At 51.7% G+C, this 16,473-nt stretch carries 9 protein-coding genes and 1 pseudogene; 1 reads left to right on the plus strand and 9 read right to left on the minus strand.

Annotation, left to right across the window (positions count from 1 at the left end; genetic code table 11):
* Positions 1 to 45: 45 nt before the first annotated feature.
* The 7 genes and pseudogenes from aroB to P0078_RS12465 form a co-directional block, all read right to left on the minus strand.
* Positions 46 to 1,131, minus strand: a complete 1,086-nt coding sequence (gene aroB, locus P0078_RS12435) for a 3-dehydroquinate synthase (protein ID WP_282930296.1) — start codon at positions 1,129 to 1,131, stop codon at positions 46 to 48.
* A gap of 67 nt (positions 1,132 to 1,198) precedes the next feature.
* Positions 1,199 to 1,720 (minus strand): shikimate kinase AroK, encoded by a 522-nt coding sequence (aroK, locus tag P0078_RS12440; protein ID WP_282934602.1) that lies wholly within the window; start codon positions 1,718 to 1,720, stop codon positions 1,199 to 1,201.
* On the minus strand, positions 1,720 to 3,936 hold the full coding sequence (locus tag P0078_RS12445) for a type IV pilus secretin PilQ (RefSeq protein ID WP_282930297.1): 2,217 nt from the start codon (positions 3,934 to 3,936) through the stop codon (positions 1,720 to 1,722). Before P0078_RS12445 ends, aroK begins: the two co-directional genes overlap by 1 nt.
* The gene (locus P0078_RS12450) at positions 3,936 to 4,466 is read right to left on the minus strand and encodes a pilus assembly protein PilP (protein WP_282930298.1); all 531 of its coding nucleotides are present in this window, start codon (positions 4,464 to 4,466) and stop codon (positions 3,936 to 3,938) included. The genes P0078_RS12445 and P0078_RS12450 overlap by 1 nt, the downstream gene beginning before the upstream one ends.
* Complete coding sequence (locus tag P0078_RS12455; protein ID WP_282930299.1) at positions 4,463 to 5,080, minus strand: type IV pilus inner membrane component PilO; 618 nt, start codon at positions 5,078 to 5,080, stop codon at positions 4,463 to 4,465. Before P0078_RS12455 ends, P0078_RS12450 begins: the two co-directional genes overlap by 4 nt.
* Before the next feature lie 11 nt (positions 5,081 to 5,091).
* Complete coding sequence (locus tag P0078_RS12460) at positions 5,092 to 5,667, minus strand: PilN domain-containing protein (RefSeq protein ID WP_282930300.1); 576 nt, start codon at positions 5,665 to 5,667, stop codon at positions 5,092 to 5,094.
* 1 nt (position 5,668) lies between these two features.
* A pseudogene (locus P0078_RS12465) lies at positions 5,669 to 6,742 on the minus strand (pilus assembly protein PilM).
* A gap of 148 nt (positions 6,743 to 6,890) precedes the next feature.
* Here P0078_RS12465 and P0078_RS12470 point away from each other — a divergent pair.
* Positions 6,891 to 9,551, plus strand: coding sequence for a penicillin-binding protein 1A (locus tag P0078_RS12470; RefSeq protein WP_282930301.1), 2,661 nt, complete (start codon positions 6,891 to 6,893; stop codon positions 9,549 to 9,551).
* Between the two features lie 63 nt (positions 9,552 to 9,614).
* On the opposite strand, the gene P0078_RS12475 is transcribed toward P0078_RS12470, so the two are convergent.
* Both P0078_RS12475 and P0078_RS12480 read right to left on the minus strand, forming a co-directional pair.
* Positions 9,615 to 10,094 carry a chemotaxis protein CheW gene (locus P0078_RS12475; RefSeq protein ID WP_282930302.1) on the minus strand — a complete coding sequence of 160 codons (480 nt, stop codon included), beginning with the start codon at positions 10,092 to 10,094 and terminating at the stop codon, positions 9,615 to 9,617.
* 35 nt (positions 10,095 to 10,129) lie between these two features.
* Positions 10,130 to 16,387, minus strand: coding sequence for a hybrid sensor histidine kinase/response regulator (locus P0078_RS12480; RefSeq protein WP_282930303.1), 6,258 nt, complete (start codon positions 16,385 to 16,387; stop codon positions 10,130 to 10,132).
* Between the last annotated feature and the right edge of the window lie 86 nt (positions 16,388 to 16,473).

The raw sequence follows: 16,473 nt of genomic DNA on the forward strand, positions 1-16,473 counted from the left end.
TTTCTGGTACTCAATCCTATTTTTAAGACAATAAGAGCAGGGTTATCACTCAGCACCACAGTTTTTCAGTGCATTTATAATCATTTTTCTAGGGGTATCATCGACAATAATTGCTTCTCCCAGCGCCTTTAGCAGTACCAAACGCAATTTTCCGTCCAACACCTTCTTATCCACCTGCATTACTTGGAGGAATTCATCGGTTGTCATACCTTCCGGTGCCTGCTGCGGCAAATCAGCCGCCTCTAGCATCACTCGCAACCGCTCCACCAGCTCTGCATCGATATCTCCGCGCAATCTGGATAACTCCAACGCCATAACCATGCCGGCGGCAACGGCCTCACCGTGTAACCAACTGCCATACCCCTGGACTGCCTCAATAGCGTGGCCGAAGGTATGGCCAAGATTCAGTATCGCCCTACGACCACTCTCGCGCTCATCACTGGCAACAACATCCGCCTTGTCGGCGCAACAGCGCTCAATAGCGTAAGCCAGTGCTGCGGGCTCCCGCGTTAGTAACTTTTGTAAATTCTCCTCGATCCATTCGAAGAATGGGCTGTCACAGATCAATCCGTATTTAATGACCTCGGCGAGGCCTGCGGAAAATTCACGTGCAGGCAATGTGGCAAGGGTATCGGTATCCGCAAGGACAAGGCGGGGCTGGTGGAAGGCGCCAATCATATTTTTACCAAGAGGATGATTAACGCCGGTCTTTCCCCCAACAGAGGAGTCAACCAAAGACAGCAGGGTAGTCGGTACCTGAATAAAGTTAACCCCGCGCTGATAACAGGCTGCAGCAAAACCGCACATATCTCCAACGACACCACCGCCCAACGCGATTAGTGTCGTAGTGCGGTTGTGACGCTTTTCCAGCAGCACATCAAAAATTCGATTCACTGTGTCGAGTGATTTAAAAGCTTCACCATCGGGAAGCTCGACAACATCCACTTTATCGAGCCCTTTTAGCCCTTCCAATAATGTCGCCAAATAAAAAGGAGCAATAGTTTCATTGGTAACAATGCAAACTTGCCGGCCTTTAATGTAAGGGAGGATATATTGCGCGTCACCGAGCAAACCTGAACCAATAATTATCGGATAACTACGCTCGCCGAGTTCTACGTTAAGGCTTTGCATACTGCTCTCAATCCCCTAGTGCTTATCTCAACAGAAGTGAGACGCACTTTAGCACAGACGCTTGGGACTAATCGGACAGCAGGCTGCCTAAGTGTTCTGCGACCAGGAGGGATGCTTGTTTGGGGGAGAGGTCATTGGTGTCGCAAATAATATCTGCAACCTCACGATACAGAGGTTCGCGCTCCTGCAAAATTTCCGCAATACGCTGACGGGGGTTGGGTACACGAAGCAACGGGCGATTGGTATTCTTTGAAGTACGCTCCAGAAGCTGATCGATATTGGCCTGCAAATAAACTACATGGCCATATTTTTGTAGCTGGCGTCGATTCTCCTCGAGCAAAACTATTCCGCCACCGGTACCGATAACCTGGCACTCACCCTGGCAGAGCTCTTCCAATATTTCACTCTCACGACGGCGAAATCCGGCTTCGCCTTCCACATCAAAAATCCAGGGAATATCCGCACCAGTGCGCTCTTCCAGCACTTTGTCGGTATCGGCAAAAGGCAGCTGCAATTGCGCTGCCAACAACCTGCCGATCGTAGACTTGCCGGCCCCCATGGGGCCGACCAGGAAAATAGAGCGGGTGATCACTTAGAGTAGAAAGCCTCGTCTTCAAGAATACGCGGTGTGATAAACATCAGGATCTCACGTTTATCGTCCGTGCGTATAGTCTTCTTAAACAAGTTACCGACATAAGGGATATCTCCCAACAAAGGAACTTTTGTTTCACTCTCTACGACGGTACCTTCAAAAATACCACCGAGAACAATTGTTTCTCCATTGCGAACTAGTACCTTCGTAGCTAAGGTATTGATATTAATCGAGGGAACCTCGCCATCCCCCACACTGACATATTCTCCAATACTATTCTGCTCAATATTTAAAGACATAATAATATTGTTGTCTGGAGTGATTTGAGGGGTCACATTCAGCTCTAATACCGCCTCCCGGAAAGTAATTGAAGCAGCTCCAGAAGAGGTAGTTTCCTGATAGGGAATCTCAACACCAGACTGAATATTGGCTTCTTGTTTATCTCCAGTGACAACTTTAGGCTGGGAGACTACTTCGGCCAACCCACTGTCCTCTAGGGCTGACAACTCCAATCCAAGGTAAAAATCATTTTTCAGTATTGCATAAGCAATACTACCTGCTGGGTTAGCCACCCCCAGATCGACTAGGAGCGGATCAAAGTCTCCTCCACTCAAGCTTCCCAATGCTTGATCTTCATCTAGAGAAACACCGCCAGCGCCCACACCATAAGTACTATCATTTACATCAGTTCCATCTACAAAATCCCACTGCACACCCAATTCACGCTGGAAGTCGCTAGTAGCAGTAACAATTCGGGCTTCAATCATTACCTGACGAATAGGGATATCAATTACTTCGATCAACTCTCGGAACTGAGCAATCTTATCTTCGGTATCAGTTAGAATGATAGTGTTTGTACGCTCGTCTACAATTGCACTGCCACGAGAAGACAACATAGTTGGAGTATTTGCGGAACTGTTACTAGTGCCGCCACCAGCAAATCCTCCTTGGCTGGATCCACTATTCTGCCTTCCAGAAAAAAGCTCGAATAGCTCTCCCGCATCGGCATAACGAACACTAATATACTCCGTTCTCAGCGGGGCTAACTCTTCTAACTGCTTGCGAGTCTCCAATTCTTGGCGCTCTCTCTCAGCTATTTCCGCTGCTGGAGCAACCATAATAACACTGCCTTCCTGACGCTTATCCAAACCTTTGGCTTTCAGAATTAGAGCCAGGGCTTGATCCCAGGGTACTCCATCCAGCCGAAGTGTAATTCGCCCCTGAACAGTATCACTCGCCACTAAATTAAGATCAGTAAAATCTGCAATGACCTGTAGAACTGAACGAACTTCGATGTCCTGGAAATTAAGAGACAGCTTCTTTCCATCAAACTGAAATTCTTTTTCTTTCTCCCGAATTTCTTGAGCGGAAAGAGGTTTGACGCTAAGCACATATTCAGTATCTGCTTGATAGGCCAAATAATCGTATTCAATATCACTTGGATCTACAGAGATAACCGTATTACGGCCATCATAATCCACAGTAATTGAGCTTACGGGGGTAGCAAAATCCGTGACGTCCAGTCTCTGGCGTAAACCTTCTGGCAGCCCTGCCCCAAGAAAGGTTAAATAGATTTTTCCGTTTGTGCGTTCAACATCAATGTTTACCGCAGGGTCAGTCAGGCTAACGATGACCTTACCCTCACCCTCCTCGCCTCTACGAAAATCTACATTGTTTACGGCTACATTACCTGCAGATTGAAACTGTTTTTCCCCACCTAAATCCAAACCACTGTCATGTGCATTTGCATTTGCATTTGCATTTGCATTTGCATTTGCAACCTGATTAATAACCTGAACCTCATTTTCTGAAGTTTCAGACCCTATTTCCATCACCAACTGATTACCCTGGCGCTCACTTGAGTACACCGGTAGCTCATCAAGGTTCACTATCAGGCGCGTGCGGTCTTCACCAGAAACTATCACGGCACTTCGAGCGGCACCAATTCCAAGAGAGTATTTTTTTTGCGGGAGCGCACTTTCAACCCCAGCAAAATCTAAAACGATTCTAGCAGGCTGCTCTATTGTATAGCCTGTCGGCTCCGGGGGAGCCTCACTAAAAGTCAGCCGAAGTTGGACTCGGCTCCCAGGAAGTTCAGCAAACTGAATATCATTAAGCTGGTTTATTTGAGCATGCGCGACCGAAAGCATTGATAGACCAACCAGAATCAGTTGGAGTCGAGCCATAAAAAAGGCGAACTGCTTAATGTTCATTATCCGTTGTCCCTCTCTTCCAACGTCAGTGCCCGTGGCCGTTCAATCCAGCCTCCGGTACCATCCGGGATAATTTCTAAAATATCTAGCTGTGCATTAGTGGCATTTACCACTCGGCCATGATTTTTTCCAAGATAGTTACCAACCGTAATACGGTGAATCCCTCCGGCACCATCATTAATCAAGGCCCAGATCTGACCATCCTGGGACAAACTTCCGACCATCGATATTGCATCGATGCTAACTCCTTCCAGCAACTCTCGTTGGCGAGTTAAGTCCGGAGCAATATCAAGCCTGCGCCCAACTATCCGTTGCTCAGACTCAAGAACAGGGCGAGTAAAAGGACTTCTTTGCGCAGCAGCAGCGTAAATATATGGGCTGTATGGAGTAAATGTAGGAATAGGTTCAATTTGCCCCTTTGGTCGACTCTCCACTTTAGCCATGCGGTCGCGCAACTCGGTATAGTCAGAGCTGGAATCACACCCGGCAATGACTAAAAAGGCGGCTACAATCGCGAGGTTTTTAATCATCCCTCTTCACCCTGATCTTTATAACGATAGGTCTTGGCGTTAATCGTCATACTGAGCAAACCGCCTTCTTTATCATTTACGATCTTAAAATCGTGTAAAGTCACTATTCGGGGCATACCCGCAATACCACTGACAAAAGCTCCAAATTCATGGTATCCACCTTTAACAGATATCTGGATTGGCAATTCCACATAGAATTCTCCAACCCGCTCTCTCTGCAGGTCAATATCATTAATCGTTAGGCCACTTCCACGACCATATTCATCAATATCTTCAAGAAGTCCTGGCACTTCAGTATCTTTAGGAAGCTGTTCAAGCAATGCTCCAAAAGTTAGATTCATTTCTTTTAATTGAGCTCGATAGGCATCCAAATTAGCAGCCTGCTTTTGCTTACTCTCAAACTGTTTAAACAGTTGCTGCTCTTTACTCTCTGCAAGTTCCAGTTGTCTATAGCGCTCATTAATCAAAGCGTAATAACCGAGGCCCGTAATCACCGCCGACACAATAATTAGTAGTGCTATGCGTCCAGGTAGGGGCCAAACTCCCATACGGGAGAGCTCGATATCACTGAGATCAAGCTCGTTTATCTGCTTTAGCGTTTCTGCCAATGCCATGGTCCGATCCCTTATTTTTTCTCAGTGCCTTGTTCTTCATCCTGCTTTCTGCCGGTAACGTTAACCGTCAATTTGAAAGAACTTGCTTGTTCACCAAATCTTGGGCTCGCGGTAACTCCAGCTAAAGCCGGCGACTCATACCAATCAGACTGGTCAAGATTCCGCATAAAGGAAGAAACACGATTATTAGACTCTGCCACACCCGAAATAGATAGCTTTTTCCCCTTCCGCTCAATTGAATTAAGCCATAGTCCCTCTGGAGTAGCTTGTACTATTTCATCAAAATAACGCACAGAAAGAGGCCTGTTCCCTTGCAACTCCTGGATCACCCGCATACGGTCAATCAGCTCCTGCCGGCGTTTCTTGAGATCCTTAATCTCTCTTACCTGAATATCTAGCTCTTTAATCCTGTTCTTCAGAATCTGGTTATCTGCATTTTGGTCGACTATTTGTGCATCGACAGTCTTCATCCAGCCAAATACAGCAGCGGCCACTATAAGAACAACCACGACTATTATTTGCTGAAATTCTTTTTGCTTTTGTGCGCGATACTCTTGGCGCCAAGGCAGAAGGTTAATCTTTGCCATATCAGTAATCCTTCTCCCTCATCGCCAAACCAGTGGCAATCATCAATGAGGGGGCCTCATTTGCTAACGCCTGGCGATTTACCCGTGAAGACACACTCATTTTCAGGAATGGATTAGCAACTAAGGTAGGGCGGCCCAATTTCTCACTAATCAGCTCCCCAATCCCCTCCATAGCGGCAACCCCACCTCCTAGAAGGATATGGTCAACATCACTATATGAAGTAGAGGAATAGAAAAACTGCAAGGACCGGGTTACCTGTTGCACTACTGCATCGCGGAACGGCTCCAATACCTCAGCGAAATAATCATCGGGCAGCCCGCTCCCCCTGGCGTTTTGCTAGGCTCGCCTCTTCAGCTGAAAGGCCATAACGACGTTGAATCTCATCGGTAAGCTGGCGCCCTCCAAAGAGTTGTTCACGGGTATACACCGTTTTGCCATCCACAAGAACCGACAAGGCACTCATCGTCGCCCCAATATCGATTACCGCAACTACCAGTTGCTCTTGCGGGGAAGTTGATCTTCCAGTAGCGTGTAAGTGCGCTCAATAGCGTATGCCTCAACATCCACTACACCGGGTTCCAGCTCCGCCTCTCCCAACGCTGAGATCCGCTGCTCAATATTTTCTGTACGGCACGCCGCGAGCAGGACCTCCATTTGGCCTTCCCCTTTTTCAGAAGGCCCCTGCACCTCAAAGTCCAGGCTGACTTCTTCAAGTGGATAGGGAATATACTGGTCAGCTTCAGCAGCAATCTGAGACTCTAAATCATCATCAGTAAGGTCCGCTGGCATTTCGAGGGTCTTGGTAATCACTGCTGATCCAGACACCGCAACGGCCGCTTCTCGCAAGCGTGTCTTGGAGCGTCGTACAACTTTGCGAATAGCCTCAGCCGTCGCCCCCACATCATTGATATTCTTATCAACTACAGCATTGGGTGGGAGAGGTTCCACGGCGTAACTTTCGACACGATATTTGTCGCCGTTGCGACTTAGCTCCAGCAACTTGACCGCAGTAGAGCTAATATCGAGTCCCAACATGGCCTTGGGGCCTTTGCTCAGAAAAGGGAAAATTCCCATTTTTTCTTATCTTTTCCGTGGGTTATGAGGGTTTGATGTTATAGCACTTTAAATTAACGCTTCAACCTGCATTTGCATAGGTAATAGCGCACAATATTCGTATAATTATTCACCTAATCACTTTGATGAAGTACACAGAAGCAGTTTCATGACCGTAAAAGCCCGCAATCGTCTGCTCGCACTGCTTTGGCTCGGCCTTGCCGGTGTAGCCGCTACAGCAATGGCCCTGGCCAGTATCTATCTCTACCTCAAACCGGGGTTGCCCTCAGTGGAGAGCCTCCGCGATATCCGCTTACAAACCCCTCTTAGGGTCTACTCACGGGATATGAAGCTAATCGGTGAGTTCGGTGAAAAGCGGCGCAACCCTATCACGATCGAGCAAACGCCAGAACCCTTTATCAAAGCGATTCTCGCCGCTGAGGATGCAAGCTTTTACTCCCACAATGGTGTTTCCATCAAAGGTTTGATGCGGGCGGCCTCGCAACTGATTAAGACCGGCTCTATCCAGTCTGGTGGTAGTACACTGACAATGCAGGTGGCGCGCAACTTCTTTCTCAGTCGAGAGCAGCGTTTTGTGCGCAAGTTCAATGAAATTTTGCTATCGCTGCAAATCGAGCAAGAGCTGACCAAGGACGAGATCCTCGCCCTTTACATCAATAAGATCTTTCTTGGAAACCGCGCCTATGGTTTCCAGGCTGCAGCTCAGGTGTATTACGGCAAAGATATCAAGGATCTGAATCTGGCTCAGTGGGCTATGATGGCGGGACTCCCCAAAGCGCCATCAACCTTCAACCCTCTCGCCAACCCCTCCCGAGCCTTGGTGCGCCGCAACTGGATCCTGATGCGGATGCTCGATCTCGGCTATATCAACCAGGATCAATATAACCAATCTATCACTGCGCCAGTAACAGCCAGCTATCACAGCCGCGACCTCGACCTGGATGCACCCTATATTGCCGAGATGGCACGGAAGGAGGCAGTAGACCTCTTTGGCGACAACGCTTATACCGATGGCTACCAGGTCATAACAACGGTAGACAGTCGACTGCAGGAGTCGGCTCGCAATGCGCTTCAGCACGGTCTGGAAACCTATGATGCGCGCCACGGCTATCGTGGCCCAGAGCAGCGTCTAGCACCGGAATTGCTGCAAGATAGCGACCAACTTATCGACTTACTCAACGAGATTCCGATTCTCGGTGGTCTGGAACCCGGCGTTGTCACTGCAGTAGAACCCAAGAAACTTCAAGTTCAACTGAGGGATCGGCGCGTAATTGAATTGCCTTGGAGCAATGGGCTCAGTTCTATCAGGCCCTATATTTCTGAGAGCGCCCGGGGAGCACGCCTTCAATCCGCTGAAAAAATGTTTGCTCCCGGGGATGTTATTCGGCTGCGCAAGGTCGTTAAGGAAAAGAAAGAGAGCAACTCCAGTAGCGAGATGATCGCCACCGCCGTAGATGAGCCTCTTCAAGCCGATCCATTTGCGGATCCCGAGGGCGGTGATATCGAGCCTGCCGAACCCCAGGTGACCGAGGAGTGGGTTCTAGCCCAGGTCCCGGAAGCACAGGGCGCCCTGGTATCTATTGAACCGGAAGATGGCGCTATCCGCGCCCTTGTCGGTGGTTATGACTTCCGCCAGAGCCACTTTAATCGGGCCACTCAGGCAGCCCGGCAACCCGGCTCCAGTTTCAAGCCCTTTATTTACGCCTCCGCGATCGAGCGCGGATATACAGCGGCGAGCATTATCAATGATGCCCCGATTATCTTTGAGGAAACCAACCTGCAAGATGTATGGCGGCCTGAGAATGACGGGGGGACCTTCCTCGGCCCAACCCGCCTACGTATGGCTTTGTACAAGTCCCGCAATATGGTCTCAATCCGGTTGCTACAATCCCTAGGACTGGACTACGCCCTGGGCTTTGTCGAGGGCTTTGGGTTTGAGCGCAGCAAGCTCGCCCGCAACCTGACCATTGCTCTAGGTAGCTCCGCTCTCACGCCCTTGGAAATGGTGCGCGGCTATGCCGCCTTCGCTAATGGTGGCTACCGAGTGGAGCCCTACCTGGTTGACCGGGTATTGGATGTTAATGGCGAAGTCCTGTATCAGGCACTGCCTCTCACTGTATGCGATAACTGTCCCGAGCCGGGCACAGGCTCTGAAACCCTGTCCGCTGAACCCGTCGATCTCGCGGAATTACAGCTGGAAGGACAAGGGGTCGATCATGGTCAAGAGCCAGCAGAGCTACACGTACTGCCCGTTGGCCCCCTCGACCCGAGCAAGAGCCAAGCGCGTCCTCGCGCTCCGCGAGCCATGTCCGCAGAGACGGCATACATAATGGATTCGATGCTCAAGGATGTTATCAAAAAGGGTACCGGGCGCCGCGCTCTGGCGATGAAACGCGGTGATATTGCCGGAAAGACCGGAACCACCAATGGTCCACGGGATGCGTGGTTCTCGGGTTACAGCCCCTACCTGGCAACCAGTGCCTGGGTTGGCTTCGATTCCTATGGCGAACTGGGTAAAAATGAATACGGTGGCTCGGCCGCCCTGCCTATCTGGATCGATTTTATGAGCAGCGCCCTCGAAGGTCTTCCCGAGCGCCACCTGGCTCAACCTGATGGCATAGTCACGGTACGCATCAACCCCCAAAATGGCTTGCGCACCTCTTACGGGGGCATGTTTGAGATATTCAGGACCAACCGGGTGCCCGGCCGCGAGGTATATAACCCATATCGCAATCGTTACACCGATGAAGATATGGATATGCCCAGCCAGGATGGCCGGGAAGATTCTTTACCGGAAGAGCTGTTCTAAGCGAACAGCCCAACCAAAAAAGGGGCCTTTGGCCCCTTTTTTGGTAATACATTGCAAAACAAGTCAGTCACTGCGATAGCGCAGGCAGGCCCGCTCTAATCCCTGCAGGTCGGGAATAACCGCCTCCTCACCAGACAGCGCCACATGCATTAACTCTCCAGGGCTTAGCGGCTGCTCTCGCAGCGCCAACTCCTCAGGGGTAACCCGTACCAGGCGCGGAGTACCGCGCAAGAGCAATGCAAAATACGGCAGCTCACCATCGGGGTTTCCCGTACTCAGCACCGCAATACGCCCCTCTTCTGCAACTGCTCCCAAGGCACCGCCACGCATCACTTCAAAAGATACCACTGGCAGGCGCTGCTCCCGCCAGATCAGATCTCCCAAATACCATTCGGGCACGTCTTGAACTGCCATCGGCGTTTGCATTGCAACAACCTCTGAGAGGCTGTCCACCGGCACCAGCAGCTGCCCCTGCTCAAGGGGCAATAACAGGCTGCTCACTTCCTGGGGGACATCTACCGGCAGCGCTTCAACTTCACTCATTGCCTATCTCTATATTATTCCTGATATTTGCCGCCTCAGCTTCCGACAGCTTCGGCATCTGCGTACTCACGAATAGCCGCCAGCAGTACATCTTCCTGGTAAGGCTTACCCAGGTAGTGGTTAACTCCCAGGGACATAGCGTGATCGCGGTGCTTATTACCGGTACGCGAGGTGATCATTACGATAGGAATATCGCGTAGGCGGCTGCTGGAGCGAATATGGCGCGCAACCTCGAAGCCATCCATACGCGGCATCTCAATATCCAGCAAGATCAGATCCGGGATCTTATCCTGCAGCTGGATAACAGCATCCTGACCATCCTTTGCAGTGCTAACCAGATAGCCCTCTCTCTCCAGGAAGCGCGTCGTTACCTTGCGCACTGTAACTGAGTCGTCCACAACCATAACGGTCTGCTGGCGCGCCTCCTGCTCGGACCGAACTTCAGGCTCTTCCTGAATTTGAAGCTGTGGCACTTCCGGCCTTGCCAGCTGAGTGGCCTGGCGACGCAGCAGGGCGTGTGCGTCGAGAATCACCACGACGCTACCGTCACCAGTTACCGTTGCACCTGATACCCCTTGAACCCCGGAGAACTGTGGGCCGAGGCTTTTCACTACAATCTCGCGGCTTCCCTTAATGGCATCTACCTGTAATGCCATAGCGTGCCCTTCCGAGCGCACCAACAAAACGGGCAGTTGCATATCATCGACACTGAGCTTGGGTTGAGCACCAGACTTCAGCAGAGTACCGAAATAGCTAACCTGATAGAGTTCTCCCGCGTATTCGAAACGCGCATCATCTGAGCGATAGTAGTGCTCCAGCTCAAATGGGCTGAGGCGCACAATACCTTCGATGGTATTCAGCGGCAGTGCAAACAGGTCATCGCCAATTCGCACCATCAAAGCGCGGTTAACCGAAACTGTGAAAGGCAGACGAACGACAAATTCTGTTCCTGCGCCTGCTTCTGAATTGATGTGAACGCTACCACCAATCTGCTTCAGCTCGGCGGATACAACGTCCATGCCCACACCCCGGCCAGAGATCTGGGTAACTTTTTCTGCAGTGGTAAAACCGGCCTGCAGAATGAACTGAAGAATCTCATTATTCGAGAGCTCAGCATCCGGCCTCATCAGGCCATTTTCCACCGCCTTTTCCCTTACGCGGATCAAGTTGACACCGGCACCATCATCGCGGATGGTGAGGACAACTTCACTGCCCTCCCTTTTCAGCGCCACATCAATACGCCCACGCTCAGACTTGCCGGCAGCCAAACGCTCCTCTGGCATTTCAATGCCGTGGTCTACAGCGTTGCGGAGCATGTGCTCCAGCGGCGCAACCATACGCTCCAACATGGACCGGTCCAGCTCGCCTTCAACGTTGGAGAATCCCAGCTCGACCTGCTTGCCCAGCTCAGCACTCACCTGGCGAACGATACGACGCAGACGCGGTACCAGGCGGGAGAAAGGTACCATGCGGCTGCGCATCAGACCTTCCTGCAATTCGGTATTTACTCGGGACTGCTGGAGCAACAGGGTCTCTGTATCACGCGCCTTGTTATTCAGGGTGGAGCGCAGCTCCATCAAGTCAGATGTGGACTCCAGCAGGGAACGGGACAATTGCTGAATAGACGAGTAACGGTCCATTTCCAGCGGATCGAAGTCGCCGTCCTGCTCAGCCAACTGCTCCTGGCGGAACAGGATCTGGGCCTCGGTCTCGCGGTCCAGGCGGCGCAGCTGTTCGTTGAGACGCACCAGCGTCACATCCATCTCGTCCAGGGCGAGACCGAACTCACTCATCTGCTCTTCAAGACGACCACGGGAAATTGCAGTCTCACCGGCGAGGTTTACCAACTCCTCCAGAAGTTCAGCAGCGACACGCACCATCTCCTGGGGCTGGTTCCGGGTCGGTGCCGCTACCTCCTGCTCTGCATTACCGGCTTTGCGGATAAACGGCAAAACGTTATCGCTTTCCTGACCTACAGCAATCTCGGGCAGCTGTGTAGCAACTACATCAGCATCCGGCTGAGCACTCTCGGCCGCAGTAACCTCATTACCATGTTCCGCATCCGCTGCAAGCACAGTTTCTTGAGGTTGTTCGTCTGAAACTTCAGATTCAATAACTGCTTCTGCAGCTGCCGAGTTAGCCGGCTTCTGATCCGCCCAATCGGTGCTGACCAGCTGTACAAAAGCATCAAGCTGTTCACCAGCCATCCAGGCGCGAACTGTCTCTACTCCATCGGCGAGACGATCGTGGATACCATGGGCATTGGCGAAGAAATCTGCGGAGGGCCGATCGTTGTCGCGCATGCCTTCGATCACCGTTTCAAAACGGTGAGCTACTTCACCCAACCCCATTAGGCCAGCCATACGTGCACCACCTTTAAAGGTGTGCAATACACGCTTCAGGGCCTCACCTTGCTCGCGGCCTTCCGGCTCCTCTTCCCAACTCTGGATCAGTTCCTCTAGCTCATCGGTAAGATCTCCCGCCTCCTCCATAAAGACATCGACAACATCCGGGTCAATGTCTGCCAACAACTTCTGTAAATCGACTGATCGAGCGGAATCCTGTGATGACACCTCGCTACCCGGTTGCTCGATAGCCAGGTCGCCAGCAGGTTCAACTTCAGGTGCAGAGAAGGGTTCTTCAAGTTGAGAAACGTCCTCAACGGCGGCCTCTACTTCTATGGCCTGCAATTGAGGAATTTCCGAATCCTCAGCCTCGCCATCGAGAGATTCCCCATCGTGCGACACCTGTAATACAGGTGGCTCAATCCACTCATCAGGGGATGCTTCTGAAACCAGAAGCTCGGTTACTTCCGTGGGCTCCGGCGCCCGCTCTTCAGGCTCGGCAATAGCCAGTGCTTCGCTATCGATTCCCAGTTCATCGAGATCGTAGTCATCTTCTGCTGAAGAACTGGTTTCCTCACCCTGAGCCAGGTAGCGAAGCGCCTCTTCCACAGCTTCGCTGACTTCAGGGAGGTCTTGTGCTGCTGCTACTGCATCGATTAAATCGAGCAACTCGTTGTGTCCCTGCTCAAGAGAGGCCCATAGCGCTGGCTCCTGCTCAAGATCACCAGCAAGGACTTTGCGATAAACATTCAGCAACAGCTCAGCGAGTTCGGCGAGGATCGGCAACTGCGCCCGGCTGGCCGCCTCCTGCAGAACATTGAGTTCGTCAGCGACCAATACAACACGACTTTTATCTGCCGGGTCGGCGCGCCACTCAGTCAGCATTTGGTCTGCATCAAGCAGCACCCGCATGCCATCAGCCATCAAGACTTCGAGAAGCTGGGGATCGACCGCGCGAGGTTCATTCGCCTCACGCTCGCGAATCAAGTGACCTACAGAGCGCTCCTGCAATTCGGCAACGCGGGCAAGGAACTGTTCCGATTTCTCTATTGCGAGAGGCTCTGAAGAGCGAATCTGTTCCAGCACTTCACGCACATAGGTGGCGCTATCATTGATCAGATCAAAAATATCTGCATCGATAGGCACCTGATAAATACGCAGCTCTTTAGCGAAGCGCTCCAGTGGCGCCATAATTTCGGCAACCACTTTGACTTCCGCCATATGTGCGGAGCCTTTTAGTGTGTGGAGTGCCCGGTGCATTGGATCGCTGGGAACACCATACAAAGGCGCGGCAGCCTGCATATCCAACAGATACTCATCTACGACATTGAGGTGCGTCTCTGCCTCCTGGGCAAAAATTTCCCAGAGTTGAGCCAGGTCTTCTCCGGTGTCCTCAACAACGTCAACTGCCGCGACACCGCCTGCACTTTGGGCTTCCAGATCAGCGGGCATCTCTCCCGCACTCAGCTGCTCAGCCCAAGCTTGTAACTGCAGGGTAAGCTGCTGATCGGGGTCGCTCTGTCCGTGTTTAAACGCCTCAATCATTGAGGGGAACTTCTGATACACCTGCTCAATCAGGTATACATGGGCAGGCCCGGGTTTCACACTGCCATCGATAACCCGGTTGAGCATATTCTCCACAGACCAGGCCAGTTCACCAATATCCAGGGCCTCGACCATACGGCCCGACCCCTTCAGGGTATGGAAGCCCCGACGAAACTCTACCAGGGCATCCTGATTGGCAAAATTGGCAGCCCACTCCGGGAAGTAGCAACTGATATGCGCAAGAACTTCCCCGGCTTCTTCCAGGAAGATCTCGATAATTTCATCGTCAATCAGGCTCTCAGTGTCATCACCGAGTTCCTCCGTCGTATCCGCGACCTCTGCAACTGCAGCAACCGGCTCAACCTCAGCAGGCTCTACTACCGGTGCAGCTTCAATGAAGTCAGCAGGCGCTTCTTCAGCCTCAGGAGCCTCTATCCCAGTTTCAATTTCAAGTGTCGGGGCAGCTTCAACCTGAGGAGTCCCATCAGAGAACCAAGACTCCTCCGGAGCTGACTCTTTGTCGATTTCCAGCTCGGACTCCACAACAGAACCTGCGTCATCGACAGGCAGCTGCAAAGTTATGGCAGATGACTCTTCCGCTTCTATTTCAGCTTGAGAGTCCAGAGGTTCGTCAGAAACCACAGTGGCTTCATCATCGGGGATTAAATCGTAATCAATAAGATCTGGCAGTTCGGGTTCTGATACCGGGGACGCTTCGAGACTGGCGTCGGCCTCACTCCCACCGACGATCTTCAGCGAAACGCCCAAAGCCTCTACGCTATCTTCAGCCAGTGCCAAAAGCATTTCTGCATCAGCCAGACCTTCCGCACGACGCTCCAGGTAGTATTCGACACTGGTAATGGCATCTGCCAGAGTATCCAGCATTGTCCATTCGGGCTGTTCCCCAGCCTCAATCAGGGAGCTGCCAATATAGCGGTTGCAAGCGGAGATGATTTCACCCGCTCGCTGGTAACCCACCATTTCGAGACCACCACAGACTTCCTGTAAACGCTGTGGCACACGGCTCAGGTAACTGATATCCCAGTGGCTGGCCACATACTCCATGACCGCTTCTTTTACCGCTTCCAGACCGAGTCTGGCCTCGCGTAATACAGAGTCAGTGGCGTCGCCCATAATGGGCTGCTCATCGTCGACTTTTTTATTGCGATCGACAGTGGCGGCAAGCGCTGAATCGAGCTGAACCAATTCCCCGGCGGCACGCATCAGGTACTCTTCAACGTCAGTACCACGGGAAGCATCGCGAAGGTCTTCGTAGATACTGCGAGCACGAACCCGCTGCGCCTCCAATCCCAAAATACCGAGTGTATCCGCGAGACGCTTGGCCACAGCGGCAGTGTCAGACAGCGAGGGTTGTTCTGTATCAGTTGTACTGGGCTCCAGTGCTTCACGCACCAACTGCAGTTCATCGCGCACTGCAGCAATTGCACTGCCTAAGGCTTCTGGCCCCATCGCCAATACGTCTTCAGTATCCGGGCGAGGTGTACCGGGAACTGCCTTATCTAGTGCGAAGCGCTGGTAGAGTTTTTCACAGTGCGGCCCATTCGGACCGGCGAGGTAGACATAAAAAAGTAGGTTGCGCAGAAAGTCCTGATCCAGGCGTGCATCCAATACCTTTGCGCCACGCCCCTGCAACAACCTGAATTCAATATCCACCTTGCGCAGCAAGTGACGTAGCGCAGGTTGCACATTGATACGGTGCTCGCTAATTGCCTCCAAAATTCCGAACAGTACCTCCCACAGGGACTGGCGGCTGCTGCCACTGTAAAGCAGCTGCATTTTTTCAATAATTTTGGTGAGGTAAGCCAGGCTTTCGCCACTGTTTACATCCCGGATCAGACCAGCAGCCGCAACGTGATACATCTTGCGCAGCTTGGTGACCAAGTCATTTAAGCGGGCGCTATCGGCAACGAGAGGCTGACGCTTTCCGATCACCCTTGCCAATGAAGACAATTCCGGCGAGAAAATGGCTCCTTCACTGATCAATCGCTCACGACGCACCGCGCGCAAGTCATTCATCAGGGGGAGCAAGAGAACGGCATTGTCACGACGCTGAAAAGAGACCTTTTCAAGATAGAGGGGCAACTCCAGTAGCGCGCGCATCAGAAATTCGCGCGTCTCATCGGTATTTTCTACCGCTCCAGTGGCGAGGGCCTGGATAAGCTGCTCCATCTCTTCAGCCAGCATTGCAGCACCGCTGAGCTGTGCCATATGCAAGCTACCATGCACTTGGTGCACCAGTGACAAGCTATTTTGCAGAAGAGAGGCACCCGCATCGGGTTCTACAGCGAACGTCTCAAGAAATTGGCGCGCTTGTGCCAAAGTCTCGTTAATTTCACCGATCAGCCAATCCAAGGCCATGAAGTTCGGATTGTCGTGACTCACGCCAAGTCCCCAATAATTTATTCAGTACTCAAGCGCTACAGTTTTCTGCGAGAAAAACTCGCGGATTTATCGGAAGCAATTCCGTG

Source organism: Microbulbifer sp. VAAF005 (assembly GCF_030012985.1).
GTDB lineage: Bacteria > Pseudomonadota > Gammaproteobacteria > Pseudomonadales > Cellvibrionaceae > Microbulbifer.

Bases quoted from the DNA above. Each gene is read 5' to 3' on its own strand.
- aroB (WP_282930296.1), bottom strand. From the start codon at position 1,131: ATGCAAAGCCTTAACGTAGAACTCGGCGAGCGTAGTTATCCGATAATT.
- P0078_RS12445 (WP_282930297.1), bottom strand. From the start codon at position 3,936: ATGAACATTAAGCAGTTCGCCTTTTTTATGGCTCGACTCCAACTGATT.
- P0078_RS12450 (WP_282930298.1), bottom strand. From the start codon at position 4,466: ATGATTAAAAACCTCGCGATTGTAGCCGCCTTTTTAGTCATTGCCGGG.
- P0078_RS12455 (WP_282930299.1), bottom strand. From the start codon at position 5,080: ATGGCATTGGCAGAAACGCTAAAGCAGATAAACGAGCTTGATCTCAGT.
- P0078_RS12460 (WP_282930300.1), bottom strand. From the start codon at position 5,667: ATGGCAAAGATTAACCTTCTGCCTTGGCGCCAAGAGTATCGCGCACAA.
- P0078_RS12470 (WP_282930301.1), top strand. From the start codon at position 6,891: ATGACCGTAAAAGCCCGCAATCGTCTGCTCGCACTGCTTTGGCTCGGC.
- P0078_RS12475 (WP_282930302.1), bottom strand. From the start codon at position 10,094: ATGAGTGAAGTTGAAGCGCTGCCGGTAGATGTCCCCCAGGAAGTGAGC.